Genomic DNA, 16,497 nt, shown 5'->3' with positions numbered 1-16,497 from the left:
CCCATGGTGAAGGCGGATGCGGAGGACGCCATGCCGATCGACGAAACGCAGCCCTTCCTGCCGGTGAACATCGCGGTGCTCACGGTGAGCGACACGCGCGACCTGTCGACGGACCGGTCCGGCGCTACGCTCCAGGACCGCATCGAGGCCGCCGGCCATCGCTGCGCCGCGCGGGAGATCGTGAAGGACGAGGCGGAGGCCATCGAGGCGCTGCTGCGCCGCTGGATCGCGGACCCTGCCATCGATTGCGTCATCACCACCGGCGGCACCGGCATCACCGGCCGGGACGTGACGCCCGAAGCCTTCAAGCGCGTGCTGGAGAAGGAAATCGAAGGCTTCGGCGAATTGTTCCGCATGCTGAGCTACGCGAAGATCGGCACCTCCACCATGCAGTCGCGCGCGCTGGGCGGCGTGGCGGACGGGACCTATCTGTTCGCGCTGCCGGGCTCGACCGGGGCGTGCAAGGACGCCTGGGACGACATCCTGAAGTTCCAGCTCGACAGCCGGTGGCGGCCCTGCAACCTGGTGGAGCTGATGCCGCGGTTGAAGGAACACCTGAAGGCGGCGTGAGGGCGGAACCGGGAAGGGCTCCGCCCCTCCCGGACCCTCCCCGCCAAAGGCCGAAAGGCCTTTGGAAACCTCGGGCCGCCCTTGCAGGCGGGCAGTGCTCCGTTTCGCCGGTGAATGTGCCGGGGCCTGGGAGCTTGCGGCGTCCAGGTATGCGACGAAACCGGGGTGCCCGGCCTCAAAGCCTCTCGGGCTCAGCGCGCGACACGATCCACGTCGTGGAGAACACCCTTTCTGCCCGGCGCCAGATCAAGGTTTCCAAAGGCCCTTCGGCCTTTGGTGGGGTGAGGTCCGGAGAGGGGCAAAGCCCCTCTCCGGGATCGCGTTCACCCCGCCCGAAGCGCCCCCGGCTCCACCTTCCCCAGCTCCGTCAGCAGCAGTGGCCATGACCGCAGCCCGTCTTCCAGCGACGACAGCCGGAAGAACTCGTTGGGCGCATGGACGTCCTCGTCCGGCATGGCGAAGCCGAAGGTGATGGTGTCGAGGCCGAGCCGTTCCTTGAAGATCGCCGTGATCGGGATGGTGCCGCCGGCGCGGGCGCGCACGGGCGCGCGGTTGCGGGTGCGCCGGATCACCGTCTCGGCGGCGGTCAGGAGAGGGTGGCCTTCGCGCAGCGTGAAGGCGGGGGTGCCGTTGCCGGACTCCTCGAAGGACAGCGTCGTGCCCTTGGCGGCCTTGGCGATCAGATGGTCGCGGACATGCGCCTGGGCGCGTACCGGGTCCATGCCGGGGCCGAGGCGCATGGTCAGCTTCGCGTGAGCCTCGCAGGGTAGCACGGTCTTGGAACCCGCGCCGATATAGCCGCCCCACATGCCGTTCACCTCGATGGTGGGCACCAGCGTGATGCGCTCGCGGATGGAGAAGCGCGTGTCGCCATAGGGGGCGGCGTTGACCTCGGCGTAGAAGGCCTCCTCATCCACCGGCAGGGCTGCGGCGTCCTCGGCGTCGCGCGCGGAGACCTCGGGCATTCCCTCCATGAAGCCGGGCACGAGGATGCGGCCGTTCTCGTCGTGCAGGGAGGCGATCAGCCGCGCGAGCTCGTGGTTGGCGTTGCGCAGCGCGCCGCCGTATCGGCCGGAATGCACATCCTTGGCCGAGGTGCGCACGGTGAAGCGCAGCGCGGTCAGGCCGCGCGACCCGACGCTGACCGTGGGCATCGTCGTGCTGGCACGCCCGCCATCGGCGGAGATCATCGCATCGCCCACCAGCGCGTCGGGGAAGCGGTCGATGATGGTGCGGAGCGACGGGCTGCCGATCTCCTCCTCCCCTTCCAGGAAGAAGCGGATATTCACCGGGCAGCCGCCCGCCTTGATGAACTCGATCACCGTCTCGACGGCGATCAGCGTCGACCCCTTCACGTCCGAGGCACCGCGGGCATAGAGCCGGCCGTCGCGGATGGTCGGCTCGAAGGGCGGCGTCTTCCACAGTTCGAGCGGGTCGGGCGGCTGCACGTCATAGTGACCGTAGATGATTAGGGTCGGCTTGCCCGGGGCGCCGTTCCAGGCGCCGGTGATGGCGGGCTGGCCGCCGCCATCCAGCAGGCGGACATCCTCGACCCCACCCTCCTTCAGCCGCGCCATGAGGAATTCGCGCGTCGCCTTCATCCCCGCCGCATAGGCCGGGTCGGTGCTGACGGATGGCAGGCGGAGCAGCGCCTTTAGCCGTTCCAGGATCTCGTCCTTGCGCGCCAGGAGCGCCTCGGCCACCGCATCGCTCATCACATGGTCCCCGCCTGTTCCGCCGCGGCCCGGATCCGGAAACACGACGGATGTCGGTGCCGGGCCGCTGACGCGTGTGCCAGTGCCTGCCTGTGGCCCTGCGCTGCGTGGACATTCGCCGAATGTGGGGGGCCGGACAACCGGCCCGACCGCGCCGGGGCCATCGGGCGAACTGCGGCGCGGCGGGTGCGGCGGCGCATCGCGAACCGGTCGCGCCATGTCTGCGCCGGATGCCGGACGCCGCGGCCCGTCCACGTCTCGGACGGGCACCCGATGCGATGGCAGGCCGTCAGCCGCGTTCGACCTCGAACACGTCGAAGTAGTTGAGGCCGCCGAAGGTATCGACGTACAGCTCGGCAACCGCACGCAGGAAGCGCGGCACTTCATCCATGTCGTCGATCTTGTATTCGCCCATGTTGGGGTCGAAGAAGTAGAAGTTGCTCAAACCGAAGGTGCCGCGCGACGTGTAGCTGGCGCACATGTGGCCGGCGTCGCCGCCCGGCGTCCGCAGCCCGATAGTGAACAGGCTATAGGTGCGGGCGGATTGTACAGCATCCACAAGGTTGCCGATCCTGACCGGGATGGGATTGTCCACCACCGACCCCGGTACGATCCGCAGGGCGAAGGGCTCCAGCGCACGGCCGTACATGGCCCGATACTGGTCCTCGGCGCTGCCACGCCCCCCGGGGCTGCCCATATGGATGTCCTGGGCGCGGCCGCCGAAGCGGAAGCCGCCCATGCTGACCAGGCCGGAGCGGCGCTGTGCAGCATCCTCTTTGTGGAACATCATCCGGCGGGCCACCCAGATGATGGACAGGCCCGTGCAGATGCCCTCCCGCTTCGGGTCGGTCAGCGGCGCGCTGTACAGCGCGTGGAAGGTCTGGTCGTTGCTCAGGATCGCGCCCTGATCCATCGAGAAGGTCTTGCTATAGCCGGGCACCTGCATCGGGGTCTCCTTGTCGATGCACGTGTGCGTCGCCTGCCTGACGGTCGGGGCGTCCGCCTCGGCGCCTTCCCGGGTCCGGGTCGGTCGGTGACATGTCGGCGGTACACGCGCAATCGCCGCATTCATCGCGCGGCATGGAAGCGCCGCAAGGCCGGCCGTGTGGAATTCCAGATAACCGCCCTGGAAATTCCATTTGCATCGATCGCGGGATGATGGGAGGCACCGTGCCCGGATCATTCAGGGGCGATGCTGCCTGCCGATGCCAACGGCCCTACCCGCCAAGCTGCGCGTGACCGCAGCCGTGCTCGGCTGTGCCAGGCGCAAGGATCTCTGCGCGCGCTTCCGTGCAGCGAATCCCAGCACGGAATTCGACCTCGAACGATCGCACAAATGGATGCAGGGGCGTGCCGCGCCGCGATCCGCCCGGGTCTATGACGACTGGGCGCTGGTGCTCGGCAGCAGCCGGTCGGGGGCATGGATCGCCGCCTGCACCACCGATGCCTTCATCGAGGAGGTGGTGCGGCTGTTCGGCGCCGATGCCGCCACCCTGCGCGACCTGGCGGCCGGCCAGCGGCCGCCGGTCCGACACGGTGCGGCGGGGCCGGGCGCCGAGATGGCCTTCGCCTGCTATTCGCCGGCCTGGTCACCCTATTTCCGCGGCCAGTTGCTGCGGGGCAGCCTGTATCTCGAGATGCGTCGCGGTGGCGAGCGGCGACTGGTCTATCGCGAACGCATCGGAGACTCGCAGATCGAGTTCCGCGGTATCGCGGAAGTCGGCGGACGAACGATGTGCGCTCTCCTGCACGCGGTCGGGGATGGGCTGCCGCTCTGCTTCAGCCTTTACCAGCCGGGGATGCCGGCCAGCGCGCTGGCCGGCATCATGGCGGGCAGCACGTATCTCGCGCAGGAGGCACGGCCGACGACCTGCCGCTTCGTCGCAGTGCGGGTGCCGCAGCCAGCGGCGTTGGAGGCCAGCAACCGATATTTCGTACCGCGGCCGGGTGCGGTGGCGGACGATCTGATGACGCTCGGCTTGCCCGGAGCTACCGCGACCGAGGTGGATGCCGCGATCCTTGCGTTGCTGCGCGAGGGTGCGGCGGTCGACCAGGTGGAATTGTCGGACCAGACACGCATCGCCGAAGCCGTGGATCTGGGTTGGATATCGCCCGACCCGTGATCCCGCCGTGCCGCGCCCGCGCGGCGGCGGGCCCCGGTCTGGACCGTTGCGTCCACCGGTTGCACAGTGCGGCCGACGAAATACGAGGAATCTTTCGGGATGGAACGTCCACCGAGCACGGCACAGCGCCGCGCCGCCTTTCGCGCGATCCTGGCGGGCAATGCCTGCATCCATCCCGCTTCCGTGCATGACCCGATCGCCGGGCGGATCGCGTCCGACCTCGGCTTCGAGGCAGCGATGTTCGCCGGGTCCGTCGGGTCGCTGACCGTGCTGGGCGCGCCCGACATCATCGTTCTGACCCTGAGCGAATTCGCGGACCAGGCGCGCCGCATCTGCCGTGGCGGGGCGCCGCCGCTGCTCGTCGATGCCGATCATGGCTACGGCAACGCGCTGAACGTGATGCGGACGGTCGAGGAACTGGAAACCGCCGGCATCGCGGCGCTGACGATCGAGGACACCGACCTGCCGCGCGGCCACGGCGTCGGCGAGCCCGGTCTGCTCAGCCTGGAAGCCGGTTTGGGCAAGATGCGCGCGGCGGTCGCGGCGCGCGAGGATGCGGGGCTCACGGTCATCGCGCGCACCAGCGCGGTGAACCTCGTCAATCTCGACGAGGCGGTGCGCCGCACGCAGGTTTACGCCGCGAGCGGCGTCGATGCGCTGTTCTATACCGGCGTCAGTGACTGGGATCAGCTCGCCGCCATCCAGGCGGTGGCGCGCGGGCTACCGATCGTCCTCGGCGGCACGCCGCCCGCGATGTCGGACAAGGCGAAGCTCGCCGCGCATGGCGTGCGGGTCGCGCTGCAGGGGCACCAGCCCTTCGCCGCCGCCGTCGCCGCCATCCATGCGACGCTGAAGGCGCTGCGGGACGGCACGCCGCCGGCCGAGCTGAAGGGCGTCGCGCCCGCCGCGCTGATGAAGCAGGTGACGCGCGAAGCCGACTACGCCGCCGCCACCCGCGATTTCCTCTGAGACCGGACGAGACCCAATCATGCCCGTGAATCCCGATGCCCTGGCCGTCTTGCAAGACAAGTACTTGGCCCTCCATGAGTTCGTGAAGGTCGCGAAGGGCCGGCTCGACGCCAATCTCTGGGACTACCTGGTCGGCGCCACCGAGACCGAGACCACCATGCGCCGCAACCGCATGGGCATCGACGCGCTGGCGCTGCGCCCGCGCGTGCTGCGCGACGTGTCGGAGATCGACACCAGCTCCACGCTGTTCGGCAAGAAGATCCGTCTGCCGGTGTTCCTCGCCCCGGTTGGCGGGCTGGAATTCATGGCGGTGGGGGCCAATGGCGCGGTGACGGCGGGCGAGGGCGCATCCGGCTTCGGCGTGCCGATCATGCTGTCCTCGGTCTCGAAGCCGGGCCTCGAGGATGTGGCGGCCGCGGCCTCGGGGATGAAGATCTACCAGCTTTACGTCCGCGGCGATGCCGCCTCGATCGAGGACAGCATCCAGCGCGCCAAGGGCAATGGCTACGACGCCTTCTGCCTGACGGTGGACACCGCGATCTATTCGCGACGCGAGCGCGACATCGTCCGCCGCTTCGCCAAGCCCTGGCGCGCCGGCGCGACCACTGACGCGCAGCGCTACCAGGCGCAGCTCAACTGGAACGACGTGAAGCGCATCAAGGACAAGCACCCGGACCTGAAGCTGATCCTCAAAGGCATCGCGACGGCCGAGGATGCGCAGGTCGCCGTCGAGCATGGCGTCGAGGTCGTCTACGTCTCGAACCATGGCGGGCGGCAGCTCGATGCCGGACGCGGCTCCATTGAAGTACTGCCCGAGGTCGTCCAGGCGGTCGGCGGCAAGGCCAAGGTCTGGGTCGATGGCGGCTTCTCGCGCGGGACGGACATCGTGAAGGCGCTCTGCCTCGGGGCGGAGGCGGTCGGGCTCGGGCGGCTCTATTGCTATGCGCTCGCGGCCGATGGGGCGGCGGGCGTGGTGCGGCTGCTCGAGATCCTGGAGAACGAGTTCCGCTCTGCCCTCGGTCTGCTCGGCGTGACCTCGATCGCGGAGCTCGGGCCGGGCTTCGTGCATGCGGCGATGCCGACCAACCTGCCGCATGTCCACAGCGCCTTCCCGCTGCTGCGGCTCGACGATTCGGGGTATTGAGCACGCCCGACTTCGATCCGGCCCGGTCGCCCGTCCCGCAGCTTCTGACGAACGCGGCGTTCCGGCGGCTGTGGCTGGCGGGCGGGTTGACCAACTCGATGCGCTGGCTGGACATGCTGGTCAGCGGGCTGTTCACCTTCGAACTGACCGGCTCCGCCTTCGCCGTCTCGCTGGTGCTGATGGCGCGCGCGCTGCCGATGCTGCTGATGGGCGCGCTCGCGGGGGCGCTGGCCGAAAGCCTCGACCGCCGGCGGCTGCTGATGGTCGGGCAGGGCGCGCAGGCGGCCTCGGCCCTGGCCATCGCCGTGCTCGCGCTGGCGGGCTGGCTGGCGCCGTGGCACCTGTTCGTGAACGGCGTCGTCGGCGGCCTCGCCTGGACAAATGAACTCGCCACGCGCCGACGCATGGTGGCGGAGGCGGCCGGCCCGACGCTGATCGTCCAGGCGGTCGCCTTCGACAGCATGACCGGCAGCACGACGCGCATGATCGGCCCGCTGGTCGGCGGCTTCACCTATGAGTCGGTGGGCGTCGCCGGCGCCTTCCTGATCGCCGCGGCTGTGTATCTCGTTGCCGCCGCCAGCGTGCATGGTGTGGCGCATCGGCAGGAAAGCCGCGCGCTACGGCTGGGGGGCCTAGCGACCGAGATCGCCGAGGCGGCGCGCATCGCCATCGCCGTGCCGGCGCTGCGCCTCGTGCTCGGCATCACGGTGGTGATGAACGTCTTCGGTTTCTCCTACACCGGCATCCTGCCGGCCTGGGGCACTGTCACCTTCCAGGCGACGCCCTTTGGCATCGGCCTGCTCGCGGCAGCCGAACCCTTCGGGGCGTTGCTGACGGGCTTCGCGCTTGCCATGCGGCGCGGCGCCGCGCCGGGGCGGATGGTTCTGGCGGCAGGGGTCGGGGGCTTCCTTGGCATCCTCGCGCTCGCCGCGATGGCGCCGACGCTGCCGCTCGCAGCGCTGCTGCTGCTGGTGGGCGGCCTCGGCACCGCGGCCTTCGCCAGCCTGCAGACCGGTCTGGTGCTGACCCATGCGCCGCCGGAGGCGCGGTCGCGCATCCTGGGCCTGACGACGACCTGCATCGGCACGGGCCCGCTCGGCGTGCTGCTGCTTGGCGCGCTGGCGGACGCCCATGGGCCGCGGCTGGCGATCGCGGGGATGGCGGTGGCGGGCCTGATCGGGCTGGGTCTAGTGATGGCGACGACGCGGCGCTAGGGGCGTTCCTGGTCGCTCTGGCTCTAGCCGTTGTTTTGCAACGATCTTCTTCGGATCGGGCGGTTTGCCCCAATCCGCCGGTGGGCGCCCTGCGCATTATGGCAGAACATGTTATGGATGCAGGCAGTGGATGCCAGTAAGTGGTTGCGCATCGCCGCCGCCCCGAGCGAAGGATTCGTGCATGTCGTCTGACCAGTCAACGCGCCGTATCCTCGTGGTGGAGGACGAGGCGTTGGTGGCGATGCTGGTGGAGGACGCGCTGGAGGATGCAGGCTTCGGCGTCATCGGTCCGGTACGGTCAGTCGCCCAGGCGCTCGAGGTTCTGGAGAGCGAGGCGCCCGACGCCGCCGTGCTCGACCTCAACCTCGCGGGCGAGAATTCCGTCGCGGTCGCTGATGCGCTCGTCGCCCGCGGCATCCCCTTCGTTGTCGCGACCGGCTATGGCGCGGCCGGCCTGCCGGCGGCGCACCGCAACGCGCTAGTGCTGCCGAAGCCGTATGATCCGGCCGACCTGACGGCCATGCTGGCGCGGATGTGCGACGGGCGTTGAGGCGCCCGGAGAGGGCGTAACTCCTTCACCGATACTTCTACTGTCGAGTTGGAGGGGCGTTGCCCCTCCAAGCCACCCCAGCAAAGGCCGAAGGGCCTTTGCAAACCTCAATTTGGTGCGGTGCGCCGCTGGCAGGGTTCGTGCCAGAACGCGCCCCTGCGCACGAAGCGTGTCTGAAACGGGAGCAAGCCTGCCGCGCCCGACACCAACAGATTGCGGTCCAGGGGGTCCAACCCCCTGGCGGGGTGGTTCGGAGGGGCGGCGCCCCTCCGATCTCCGATCGCGGAAGTAGCAGGGCAATCAGGGATGCCTTACCGCTAAACCGCCGCGCTGTGACGTCCTGCAGCGGGGTTGAGGAAGGCGTCGAAGCAGGCGGCGAAGTGCCGCAGGAAAGGCCGCCCTGCCTCCGTCAGCGCCAACTGTCCGTCGCGCTGGTGCAGCAGCCCGTCGGCCAGCAGTGCTTCGATCCGCGGTGCCGCATCGGCGAGCACTGCGGGCGGCACGGCATCCAGCGTGATCGCCCCGTCGCACATGGCCCGTTCGATCAGCCCGCCGCGCAATCGGTCCTCGGCACTGAGCGCGCGGCCGCGGGCGACCGGAAGGCATCCGGCCTCGATGGCGGCGAGCCAGCGGCCTTCGTCTGCCTCGTTCTGGGTGAAGCCGTCGGGCGTGCGGCCGATGGCGGAGGCGCCGAAGCCGAGCAGGAAGGGTGCGGTGTCGGTGGTGTAGCCCTGGAAGTTGCGCCGCAGCGTGCCGGCGGCAGCGGCGCGGGCCATGGCATCGCCGGGCAGCGCGAAATGGTCGAGCCCGATCGCGATGTAGCCGGCATCCGTCAGCACCTTTGCCGCGGCTTCCGCCTGGCGCAGCCGATCGGCGGCATCGGGCAGGTCCTCCGAGCGGATCGCCTTCTGGTGTGCCTTCATCCAGGGGACGTGCGCATAGCCGAAGACGGCGACGCGGTCGGCGCCGCTGTCGGCGGCGAAGCGGGCGGAGGCCGCGACCTCCGCGACGCCCTGGCCCGGCAGGCCATAGATGAGGTCCATGTTGATGCCGCCGATGCCGGCGGCGCGCAGGCCGCGCATCGCGCCGGCCACCTGCGCGGCGGGCTGGATGCGACCGATCAGCGCCTGCACGGCGGGGCTGATGTCCTGCACGCCGAGGCTTGCCCGCGTCAGGCCGAGGGAGGCGAGCGCCTCGATCGTCGCGGCGTCCAGGTTGCGCGGGTCGAGCTCGGCGGCGATCTCGGCGTCGTCGCGGAACGGGAACAGGCGACGCAGGGCGCCGACGAGGCGGGCGAGCCGCTCGCCGCCCAGCGCGGTCGGCGTGCCGCCGCCGAGATGCAGGGCCGTCACCCCGCCATGGGCGGGCAGTAGGGTGGCGACCGATTCGGCCTCGCGCAGCAGGGCTTCGGCGTAGCGCGCGATGCGCGGGGCGGAGCGCGTCACTGCGGTGTGGCAGCCGCAGTACCAGCACAGCGCGTGGCAGAACGGCACATGCAGGTAGAGCGACAGCGCATCCTCCGCCCCGCAACGCGCCAGCCAGCCCGACAGCGTCGCGGCGTCGAGCGGTGCGAAGTGCGGCGCGGTCGGGTAGCTGGTGTAGCGCGGCAATGGCTGGGCGGCGTGGCGCAGCAGGATGTCCGGGGCGAGGTCGTCGGTCGCGGTCATGGCACTGTGCTACGCCTGTGACACGCCGCACGCTTTGCGCAGGCGCAAGCCGCCGGGTCACGCTTTGCCCGGGACAGCCCGGCTGAAACGCTTCATCCTGCGGCGTGTCGGACCGGGCGCCACTGTTTCAAGACGCGGACAGAGGCGGTTATGTTGCGCCCCGGGGCAAAGGAGCGGGTTGATGTCCGTCGAGCTGAGCCAGGAATCGCGTCTGCTGCGGATCAACACATCCGTCGACAAGGGCTTCATCCTGCGTCGTGTTGAAGCTGTGGAAGCGATCTCCCGGCCATATGTTGTGCAGGTGGAGGTGCTGAGCCTCGATGCGGCCGTTACTGCCGCGGACATGATCGGCCAGACGGCCACCGTGACGATCGCGCGCGACGACACGTCCCCCCCGCGCCACTTCAACGGGATCATCAACTCCTTCCGCAAGATCGGTAAGTTCGGCACCAGCTACACGACCTACGGGCTCGAGATCGTGCCGAGCTTCTGGAACCTGACCCGCACCTCGGATGCGCGGGTGTTCCAGAACGAATCGGTGCCGACCATCGTGAAGAAGCTGTGCGGGGAGGCGGGGGCTGCAGAGCCCACCTTCATGTCGGCGCCGGACACGACGCGCCCGTACTGCATGCAGTTCAACGAAAGCGATTTCGACTTCTGCCAGCGGCTGATGGACGAGATCGGCTGCGGCTACTACTTCGTCCACAGCGAGACCGAGCACCGGATGCTCGTCGCCTCGGCCTCGGCCGACTACCAGACGAATTCGGAAGGCCCGTACAAGGCGACCGCTTCCGCCGCGGCGTGGGATTCGCTGACCGGCTTCAGCCACCGGACGCGGCTGAGGCCGGGTGCCGTGCAGGCGCTCGACTACGACCTGCAGAAGCACAGCAACCCCCTGGACTCGACGACCCCGACGGCGCTGACCCAGGTCGCGAACAACGCCAGCTTCAAGATGTTCCACTGGCCTGGCGGCCAGCATGTGCGGCCCGACGGCAGCCCCTCGTTGCTCGAGATGCAGACCTACGAGTCCGAGGCCGACGTCGCGCAGGCGACCGGCTACGACCCGGATCTCATCGCCGGCAGCAAGATCAACATCCAACTCGACGCCAACGCGGACGCGAAGACGACCTGGCTGCTGACGCGGGTGGTCCACAGCGCTTTCGACGAGACGCACATCGTCGATGGCGGGGGGTCGGGCTATTCCTGCTCGGTCACCATGATGCCGGACGACCGGCCCTTCCGTCCCGCGTCGCCGCGCCCGCGGCCGCATGTGCCGGGGCTGCAGTCGGCCATCGTGGTCGGCCCGCAGGGGGAGGAGATCCACACCGACAAGCTCGGCCGGGTGAAGATCCGCTTCCTGTGGGACCATCACTGGCCGAACAACCAGACGGCCTGCGAGATCTGGGTGCGCGTGGCGCAGCCCTTCGCCGGCAAATGGGGTGGTACCTTCTTCCTGCCGCGCATCGGGGACGAGGTGCTGGTCGGCTTCGTGGATGGGGACCCGGACAAGCCGGTGATCGTCGGCTCGCTGTACAGCGACGACGCGCCGCCGCCCTTCCCGATGCCCGGCAAGAAAGAACAGGGCGGCTTCTCGACCCGGTCGTCGAAGAAGGGCGGGACGTCGAACGCCAACATCCTGCGCTTCGACGACACCAAGGGGTCCGAGGAATTCTACATCCAGGCCGAGAAGGACATGAATGTCCTGGTCAAGGATAACCGGACCGAGACGATCCGAGATGGCAACGATACGCTGACCGTCAAGACCGGCTACAAGCACGTCATCATCGAGAAGGGCGACTACAACGAGTGGATCCAGAAGGGCCACCGCAACATCGTCGTCCAGACCGGCAACCTCGGCGTCTTCGTCGAGAAGGGCAGCTACAACACGGTCGTCAACAAGGGCGACATGTCGACCTGGGTCGAGGAAGGCAACTCGGCGCTCTACGTCAAGAAGGGCGACCAGGACGTCGTGGTCGACACCGGCAACCAGTCGGCGACGGTGAACAAAGACATCACGCATGTGTCAAAGATCGGCAACATCGCTGTCGAGGCTAAGGCGGGAAAGATCACCCTGAAGGCAGCCCAGGCGATCGACCTGATCTGCGGCGGCAGCTCGATCAAGATGACGCCCTTCCAGATCGAGCTGAAGTCGATGATGATCAAGAACGACGCGCAGATGTCGTTCGAGGCGAAGGCGGGGCTGATGAGCAAGGTCGAGGGCATGATGACCAACGTGGAAGCCAGCGCCATGACGACCGTGAAGGGGGGCCTCGTCCTCATCAACTGATGACCCAGATTCCCCCCAAACTTGCCGTGCCGTTGGCGCCCCTGGTGCCGCGGCTCGAACTCGATCCGGATGGCGAGAAGGCCATCGCCGGCGCTGATTCCGCGTCCGCCGGCGTCGATCGTCTGGTCGCGGCCGGTCGCTACCAGGATGCCGTAAAGCTGCTCGCGCATGCCTTGCCGAAGCGCGAGGCGGTCTGGTGGGCCTGCATGTGCGCGCGCGCCATCCCCGATGCCGGGCTGCCGCCGACCGATGCGGCGGCGATCGACGCTGCGGAAGGCTGGGTGCGCCGGCCTGACGAGCAGGCCCGCCGCGCGGCCGCGACGGCGGCGGAGAAGACGAAGTTCGCCACGCCCGAATCCTGGGCCGCGATGGGCGCTTTCTGGAGCGGCGGCAGCATGGCGCCGGACGGCCAGATGGTCGTCCCGCCGCCCGAGCACCTGACCGCGACGGCGGTGACGGGTTCCGTGATGCTTGCCGCGGTGCGCCACGCGCCGGACAAGCAGAAGGATCGGCTCGAACGCTTCGTCGTCAGTGCCCGCGATATCGCGGGCGGTGGCGCGGGGCGGCTGCAGGCCGAGGAACCGCCACCGCCCGTTGCCTCCCCACCGCCGGACCCGCCGCTGCGCACGCCGCCGCCGCCGCCCGCACCACCGAGGGCACCGTGACGGCACGCCGCGGGGCGGCAACAATCGAGGGAGCATGTCGATGGAACTGACCCTCACCATGATCCGCTGCCCGGACAGCGTGGTGCCCGAGCAGCGCCGCGTGCCGGGGGGCGATTACGTGATCGGCCGTGGCGCCGATGCGAGCTGGGTACTGCCCGACCCGGACCGGCTGTTGTCGAAGCACCATTGCGTCGTCGAGTTCCGCGGTGGCGGGTGGCAGCTGCGCGACCTGTCGACCAACGGCACCTTCGTGAATCATTCGGACGCGCCGGTGGGGCGCGACCAGGTGAAGCCGCTCGAGGACGGCGACCGGCTGCGGCTCGGCGCCTATGAGATCGAGGTGCGCGTCGCCGTGGCCGGCGGGCAGTCGGCCGGCTCGGCCTGGGGCGGGGCGCCGGCCTCGTCGGGCGGCGGATGGGACCAGCCGGCCGCGTCGCCCAGTTGGGATCAGCCGGCCCAGGCGCCGGGCTGGGGTGCGGCGCCCGCCGCGTCACCGGGCTGGGGGGCGCCGCAGGGCGGCGGCGGCCAGGGCCATTGGGGCGGGCCGCCACCGCGCGACGAACCGCTGCAGCCGCGGCTGCCGGGCGACCCTTATCTCGGTGCCAAGCCGCCGGAGGCGGGCATGCCCGGCCTGCCGGGCACCAGCGGTGGCCTGCCGGGTGGCTTCGACCCGTACAATGAGGGTCCGTCCATGCCGGACCACCGGCCTTCGGCCTCGGACGCCTTCATGCCGCCGAAGCCGATGCAGCAGGTGTCGGCGATCCCGGATAGCTGGGACTTCGGGTCTGCCACGCCGGCGGCGCCGATGGCCCCGCCGCCCGCAGCGCCTGCCGGTGGCGGCGGGCGCATCCCCGACGACTGGAACATCGACCTGTCGCCCGGCCCGGCGGCCGCGCCCCCGCCCGCCGGCCCGGCGGCGACGCCGGCGCAACGGGCGTCGGCGCCGGAACCCTTCGCGGCGCCGATGCCGGCCCAGCATCCGGCAGGGTCCGATCCGTTCGCGGCGCCACCTGCGCAGCGGCACGGTGGGCCTGATCCGTTTGCCGCACCGCCTGCGCAGCGGCAGGGTGGGCCTGATCCGTTTGCAGCGCCGCCGGGGCAGCATCCCGGCACGGCGGACCCCTTCGCTGCGCCGCCGCCGGGGCAGCATCCGGCAGGGCCCGATCCGTTCGCCGCGCCACCTGCTCAGCGGCCGGGAGGCTCCGATCCATTTTCGGCGCCGCCGGTGCAGCATCCCGGCGGGGCGGACCCCTTCGCTGCGCCGCTGCCGGCGCAGCATCCGGCAGGGCCCGATCCGTTTGCCGCACCACCTGCGCAGCGGCCGGGCGGTCCTGATCCGTTTGCGGCGCCGGGGCAGCACCCTGGTGGGGCGGACCCCTTCGCCGCACCGCCGCCGACGCAGCGTCCCGCGGGATCCGACCCCTTCGCCGCGCCGCCTGCGGGCCCTGATCCCTTCGCGGCGCCGCCGGCCACCGGATTCGCGCCCCCGGGTGCCGGCCGACAGGCCGCGGCACCGCAAGCGCCGCCGCCGGCCACGCAGCCGGACCCGTTTGTGGAGCCGCCGCGCGCCGCACCGCCGAGGCCGGTTCAGGAGGCCCCTCCGCCGCCGCGCCCCGCCGGGGCGGGCGGGGGCGCTGATGCCGGCCTCGCTGCCTTCCTCGCCGGGGCTGGGCTGCCGCCGGGCCACGGCGCCCAGGGCGACCCGGAAGCCACGCTGCGCGCCCTCGGCGCCGCCTTCCATGCGGCGATCGGCGGTCTCCGCCAGTTGCTGATCGCGCGCGCCGACGTGAAGCGTGAGTTCCGGATCGAACAGACCATGCTGCGTTCGGCCGGCAACAACCCGGTGAAGTTCGCCGCTTCGGACGAACAGGCGCTGACCGCCCTGCTGACCGCCGGACCGCAGGGCGGCCCGCGGGCGGTGCGCGAGACGGTCGAGGACCTGACGGCCCACCAGGTGGCGACGCTCGCCGCCACCCAAGCGGCCGCGCGCGCCCTGCTGGCACGACTGGCGCCCGAGGGGATCGAAGGTGCGGATGGCGGCGGCGGCGGACTGTTCGCGAGCAAGGACAAACGCCTGTGGGACGCCTACAAGCGTCTTCACCAACAGGTGACTGAACAGTTCGACGACGATTTCGACAGCGCCTTCGGCAAGGAATTCGCGCGCGCCTACGAGCAGGCATCGCGGCGCGACGGCTAGGCCGAAGGACAAGGGGGCAGGGCTTCGGATGCTGTGGCACGACAAGGTAGTCTGGCAGGAGGGGATGTTCCTCCGGGCGCAGCATTTCCAGCAGCAGGACCGCCATTTCGAGTGGATGCTCCAGGCGCGCGCCGCGCCTCTGCGGCCGCACCCCTGGGGCATCACCGAACTATCGCTCGACCGTGACCTGCTGGCGGCGGGGAAGTTCGCGATTGCGTCCGCCACCGGCATCATGGAGGACGGCACCGCCTTCTCCGTGCCCGGCCATGCCGACCAGCCGACGCCGCTCGACCTGCCTGAGGGCACGCGCAACTGCGTCGTGTACCTGGCGCTGCCGGTGCGCCAGCCGGGCAGCCCGGAGATCGCCTTCTCCGAAGGGCCGGACATGGCGAATGCCCGATACGGCATGCGCAGCTTCGAGGCCTTCGACACGCATTCCGACGCGACCGTGCCGGGTGAGCTTCAGGTCGGCCGCCCCCGCCTGCGCTTCATGCTGGAAACGGAGGAACGCGCCGGCTTCTCGACGATCGGTCTGACCCGCGTGGTCGAGGTGCAGGCCGACCGGCGCGTCGTCGTGGACGACCGTTTCATCCCGCCCTGCCTGCGCGTCTCGGCGACACCGCCGTTGGCGAATCTCGTCGGCGAATTGGTCGGCATGCTCGGCCAGCGGGCCGAGGCGCTTGGCGCGCGGCTGTCGCAGCCCGGCGCGCGCGGCGTGGCCGAGGTCGCGGACTTCCTGCTCCTCCAGGCGGTGAACCGCTGGCAGCCGCTGCTCGCGCATTGGGCCGATGCGGGCAATGTGCATCCGGAATCGCTCTATGCGGCGCTGGTGCAGCTGGCCGGCGAACTCGCCACCTTCACCGACCCGAAGCGCATGGCCGCGACCTATCCGGCCTATCGGCATGAGGATCTGCAGCGTTCCTTCGCGCCGGTCGTCGCCGACCTCCGTCGCTCGCTGTCGATGGTGCTCGAGACCAACGCCGTCTCGATCCCGCTGCAGGAACGCCAGTTCGGCGTGCGCGTCGGCCCGATCGTCGACCGCAACCTGCTGCGCGCCAGCCAGTTCGTGCTGACCGTGCAGGCGGACATGCCGTCCGAGCAGATGCGCCGCATCTTCCCGAACCAGGTGAAGATCGGCGCCGTCGAGCACATCCGCGAGCTGGTGAACGTCGCCCTGCCAGGCATCCAGGTGCGGCCGCTGCCGGTCGCGCCGCGGCAGATCCCGTTCCACTCGGCCGCGGTCTACTTCGAGCTGGATCGCGGCAGCCCGCACTGGGCGCAGATGCAGAATTCCGGGGCCTTCGCGATCCACGTCTCCGGCGATTTCCCGAACCTCAAGATGGAACTCTGGGCGATCCGGGGCTGAGGCCCCGGTCGTCCCGTACTGATCCGAAGG

At 70.1% G+C, this 16,497-nt stretch carries 13 protein-coding genes; 10 read left to right on the top strand and 3 right to left on the bottom strand.

From position 1 onward, the window contains the following. The first annotated feature begins 30 nt into the window (after positions 1–30). Entirely contained in the window at positions 31–570 is a 540-nt protein-coding gene (gene moaB / locus GXW78_RS11730; RefSeq protein ID WP_211868942.1) for a molybdenum cofactor biosynthesis protein B, read from the top strand. 323 nt (positions 571–893) lie between these two features. Here moaB and GXW78_RS11725 read toward each other — a convergent pair whose 3' ends face one another. Both GXW78_RS11725 and GXW78_RS11720 read right to left on the bottom strand, forming a co-directional pair. Further along, positions 894–2,285, bottom strand: a complete 1,392-nt coding sequence (locus GXW78_RS11725; RefSeq protein WP_211868941.1) for a M20/M25/M40 family metallo-hydrolase — start codon at positions 2,283–2,285, stop codon at positions 894–896. 289 nt (positions 2,286–2,574) lie between these two features. Further along, entirely contained in the window at positions 2,575–3,231 is a 657-nt protein-coding gene (locus GXW78_RS11720; protein WP_211868940.1) for a hypothetical protein, read from the bottom strand. A gap of 259 nt (positions 3,232–3,490) precedes the next feature. Between GXW78_RS11720 and GXW78_RS11715 the strand changes: the two genes are divergently transcribed. The 5 genes from GXW78_RS11715 to GXW78_RS11695 all read left to right on the top strand — a co-directional run bounded on the left by GXW78_RS11715 (position 3,491) and on the right by GXW78_RS11695 (position 8,285). Further along, complete coding sequence (locus tag GXW78_RS11715; protein ID WP_211868939.1) at positions 3,491–4,408, top strand: hypothetical protein; 918 nt, start codon at positions 3,491–3,493, stop codon at positions 4,406–4,408. A gap of 99 nt (positions 4,409–4,507) precedes the next feature. Then, positions 4,508–5,377 (top strand): isocitrate lyase/PEP mutase family protein, encoded by an 870-nt coding sequence (locus GXW78_RS11710; RefSeq protein ID WP_211868938.1) that lies wholly within the window; start codon positions 4,508–4,510, stop codon positions 5,375–5,377. A 19-nt stretch (positions 5,378–5,396) separates the two neighbouring features. Further along, positions 5,397–6,521: an alpha-hydroxy acid oxidase gene (locus GXW78_RS11705; protein ID WP_211868937.1), complete on the top strand. Its 1,125-nt coding sequence runs from the start codon at positions 5,397–5,399 to the stop codon at positions 6,519–6,521. Beyond that, positions 6,518–7,735 (top strand): MFS transporter, encoded by a 1,218-nt coding sequence (locus tag GXW78_RS11700; protein WP_211868936.1) that lies wholly within the window; start codon positions 6,518–6,520, stop codon positions 7,733–7,735. Before GXW78_RS11705 ends, GXW78_RS11700 begins: the two co-directional genes overlap by 4 nt. Before the next feature lie 181 nt (positions 7,736–7,916). Then, the gene (locus GXW78_RS11695) at positions 7,917–8,285 is read left to right on the top strand and encodes a response regulator (RefSeq protein WP_211868935.1); all 369 of its coding nucleotides are present in this window, start codon (positions 7,917–7,919) and stop codon (positions 8,283–8,285) included. 317 nt (positions 8,286–8,602) lie between these two features. Here GXW78_RS11695 and hemN read toward each other — a convergent pair whose 3' ends face one another. After that, complete coding sequence (hemN, locus tag GXW78_RS11690) at positions 8,603–9,952, bottom strand: oxygen-independent coproporphyrinogen III oxidase (protein ID WP_211868933.1); 1,350 nt, start codon at positions 9,950–9,952, stop codon at positions 8,603–8,605. Positions 9,953–10,133: 181 nt separating this feature from the next. Between hemN and GXW78_RS11685 the strand changes: the two genes are divergently transcribed. The 4 genes from GXW78_RS11685 to tssK are packed head-to-tail and all read left to right on the top strand — an operon-like array spanning position 10,134 to position 16,467. Then, positions 10,134–12,239 carry a type VI secretion system Vgr family protein gene (locus GXW78_RS11685; RefSeq protein WP_211868932.1) on the top strand — a complete coding sequence of 702 codons (2,106 nt, stop codon included), beginning with the start codon at positions 10,134–10,136 and terminating at the stop codon, positions 12,237–12,239. Next, a complete protein-coding gene (locus GXW78_RS11680; RefSeq protein WP_211868931.1) occupies positions 12,239–12,904 on the top strand; it encodes a DUF6931 family protein in 666 nt (221 codons plus the stop codon). The genes GXW78_RS11685 and GXW78_RS11680 overlap by 1 nt, the downstream gene beginning before the upstream one ends. 40 nt (positions 12,905–12,944) lie before the next feature. Beyond that, positions 12,945–15,101 (top strand): type VI secretion system-associated FHA domain protein TagH, encoded by a 2,157-nt coding sequence (tagH, locus tag GXW78_RS11675; protein WP_211868930.1) that lies wholly within the window; start codon positions 12,945–12,947, stop codon positions 15,099–15,101. Between the two features lie 28 nt (positions 15,102–15,129). Then, positions 15,130–16,467, top strand: a complete 1,338-nt coding sequence (gene tssK / locus GXW78_RS11670) for a type VI secretion system baseplate subunit TssK (protein WP_211868929.1) — start codon at positions 15,130–15,132, stop codon at positions 16,465–16,467. Positions 16,468–16,497: the final 30 nt, after the last annotated feature.

This window comes from Neoroseomonas terrae (assembly GCF_018129025.1).
In the GTDB taxonomy this organism is placed as follows: domain Bacteria; phylum Pseudomonadota; class Alphaproteobacteria; order Acetobacterales; family Acetobacteraceae; genus Neoroseomonas; species Neoroseomonas terrae.
This window is presented reverse-complemented; position numbering and strand designations above follow the sequence as displayed.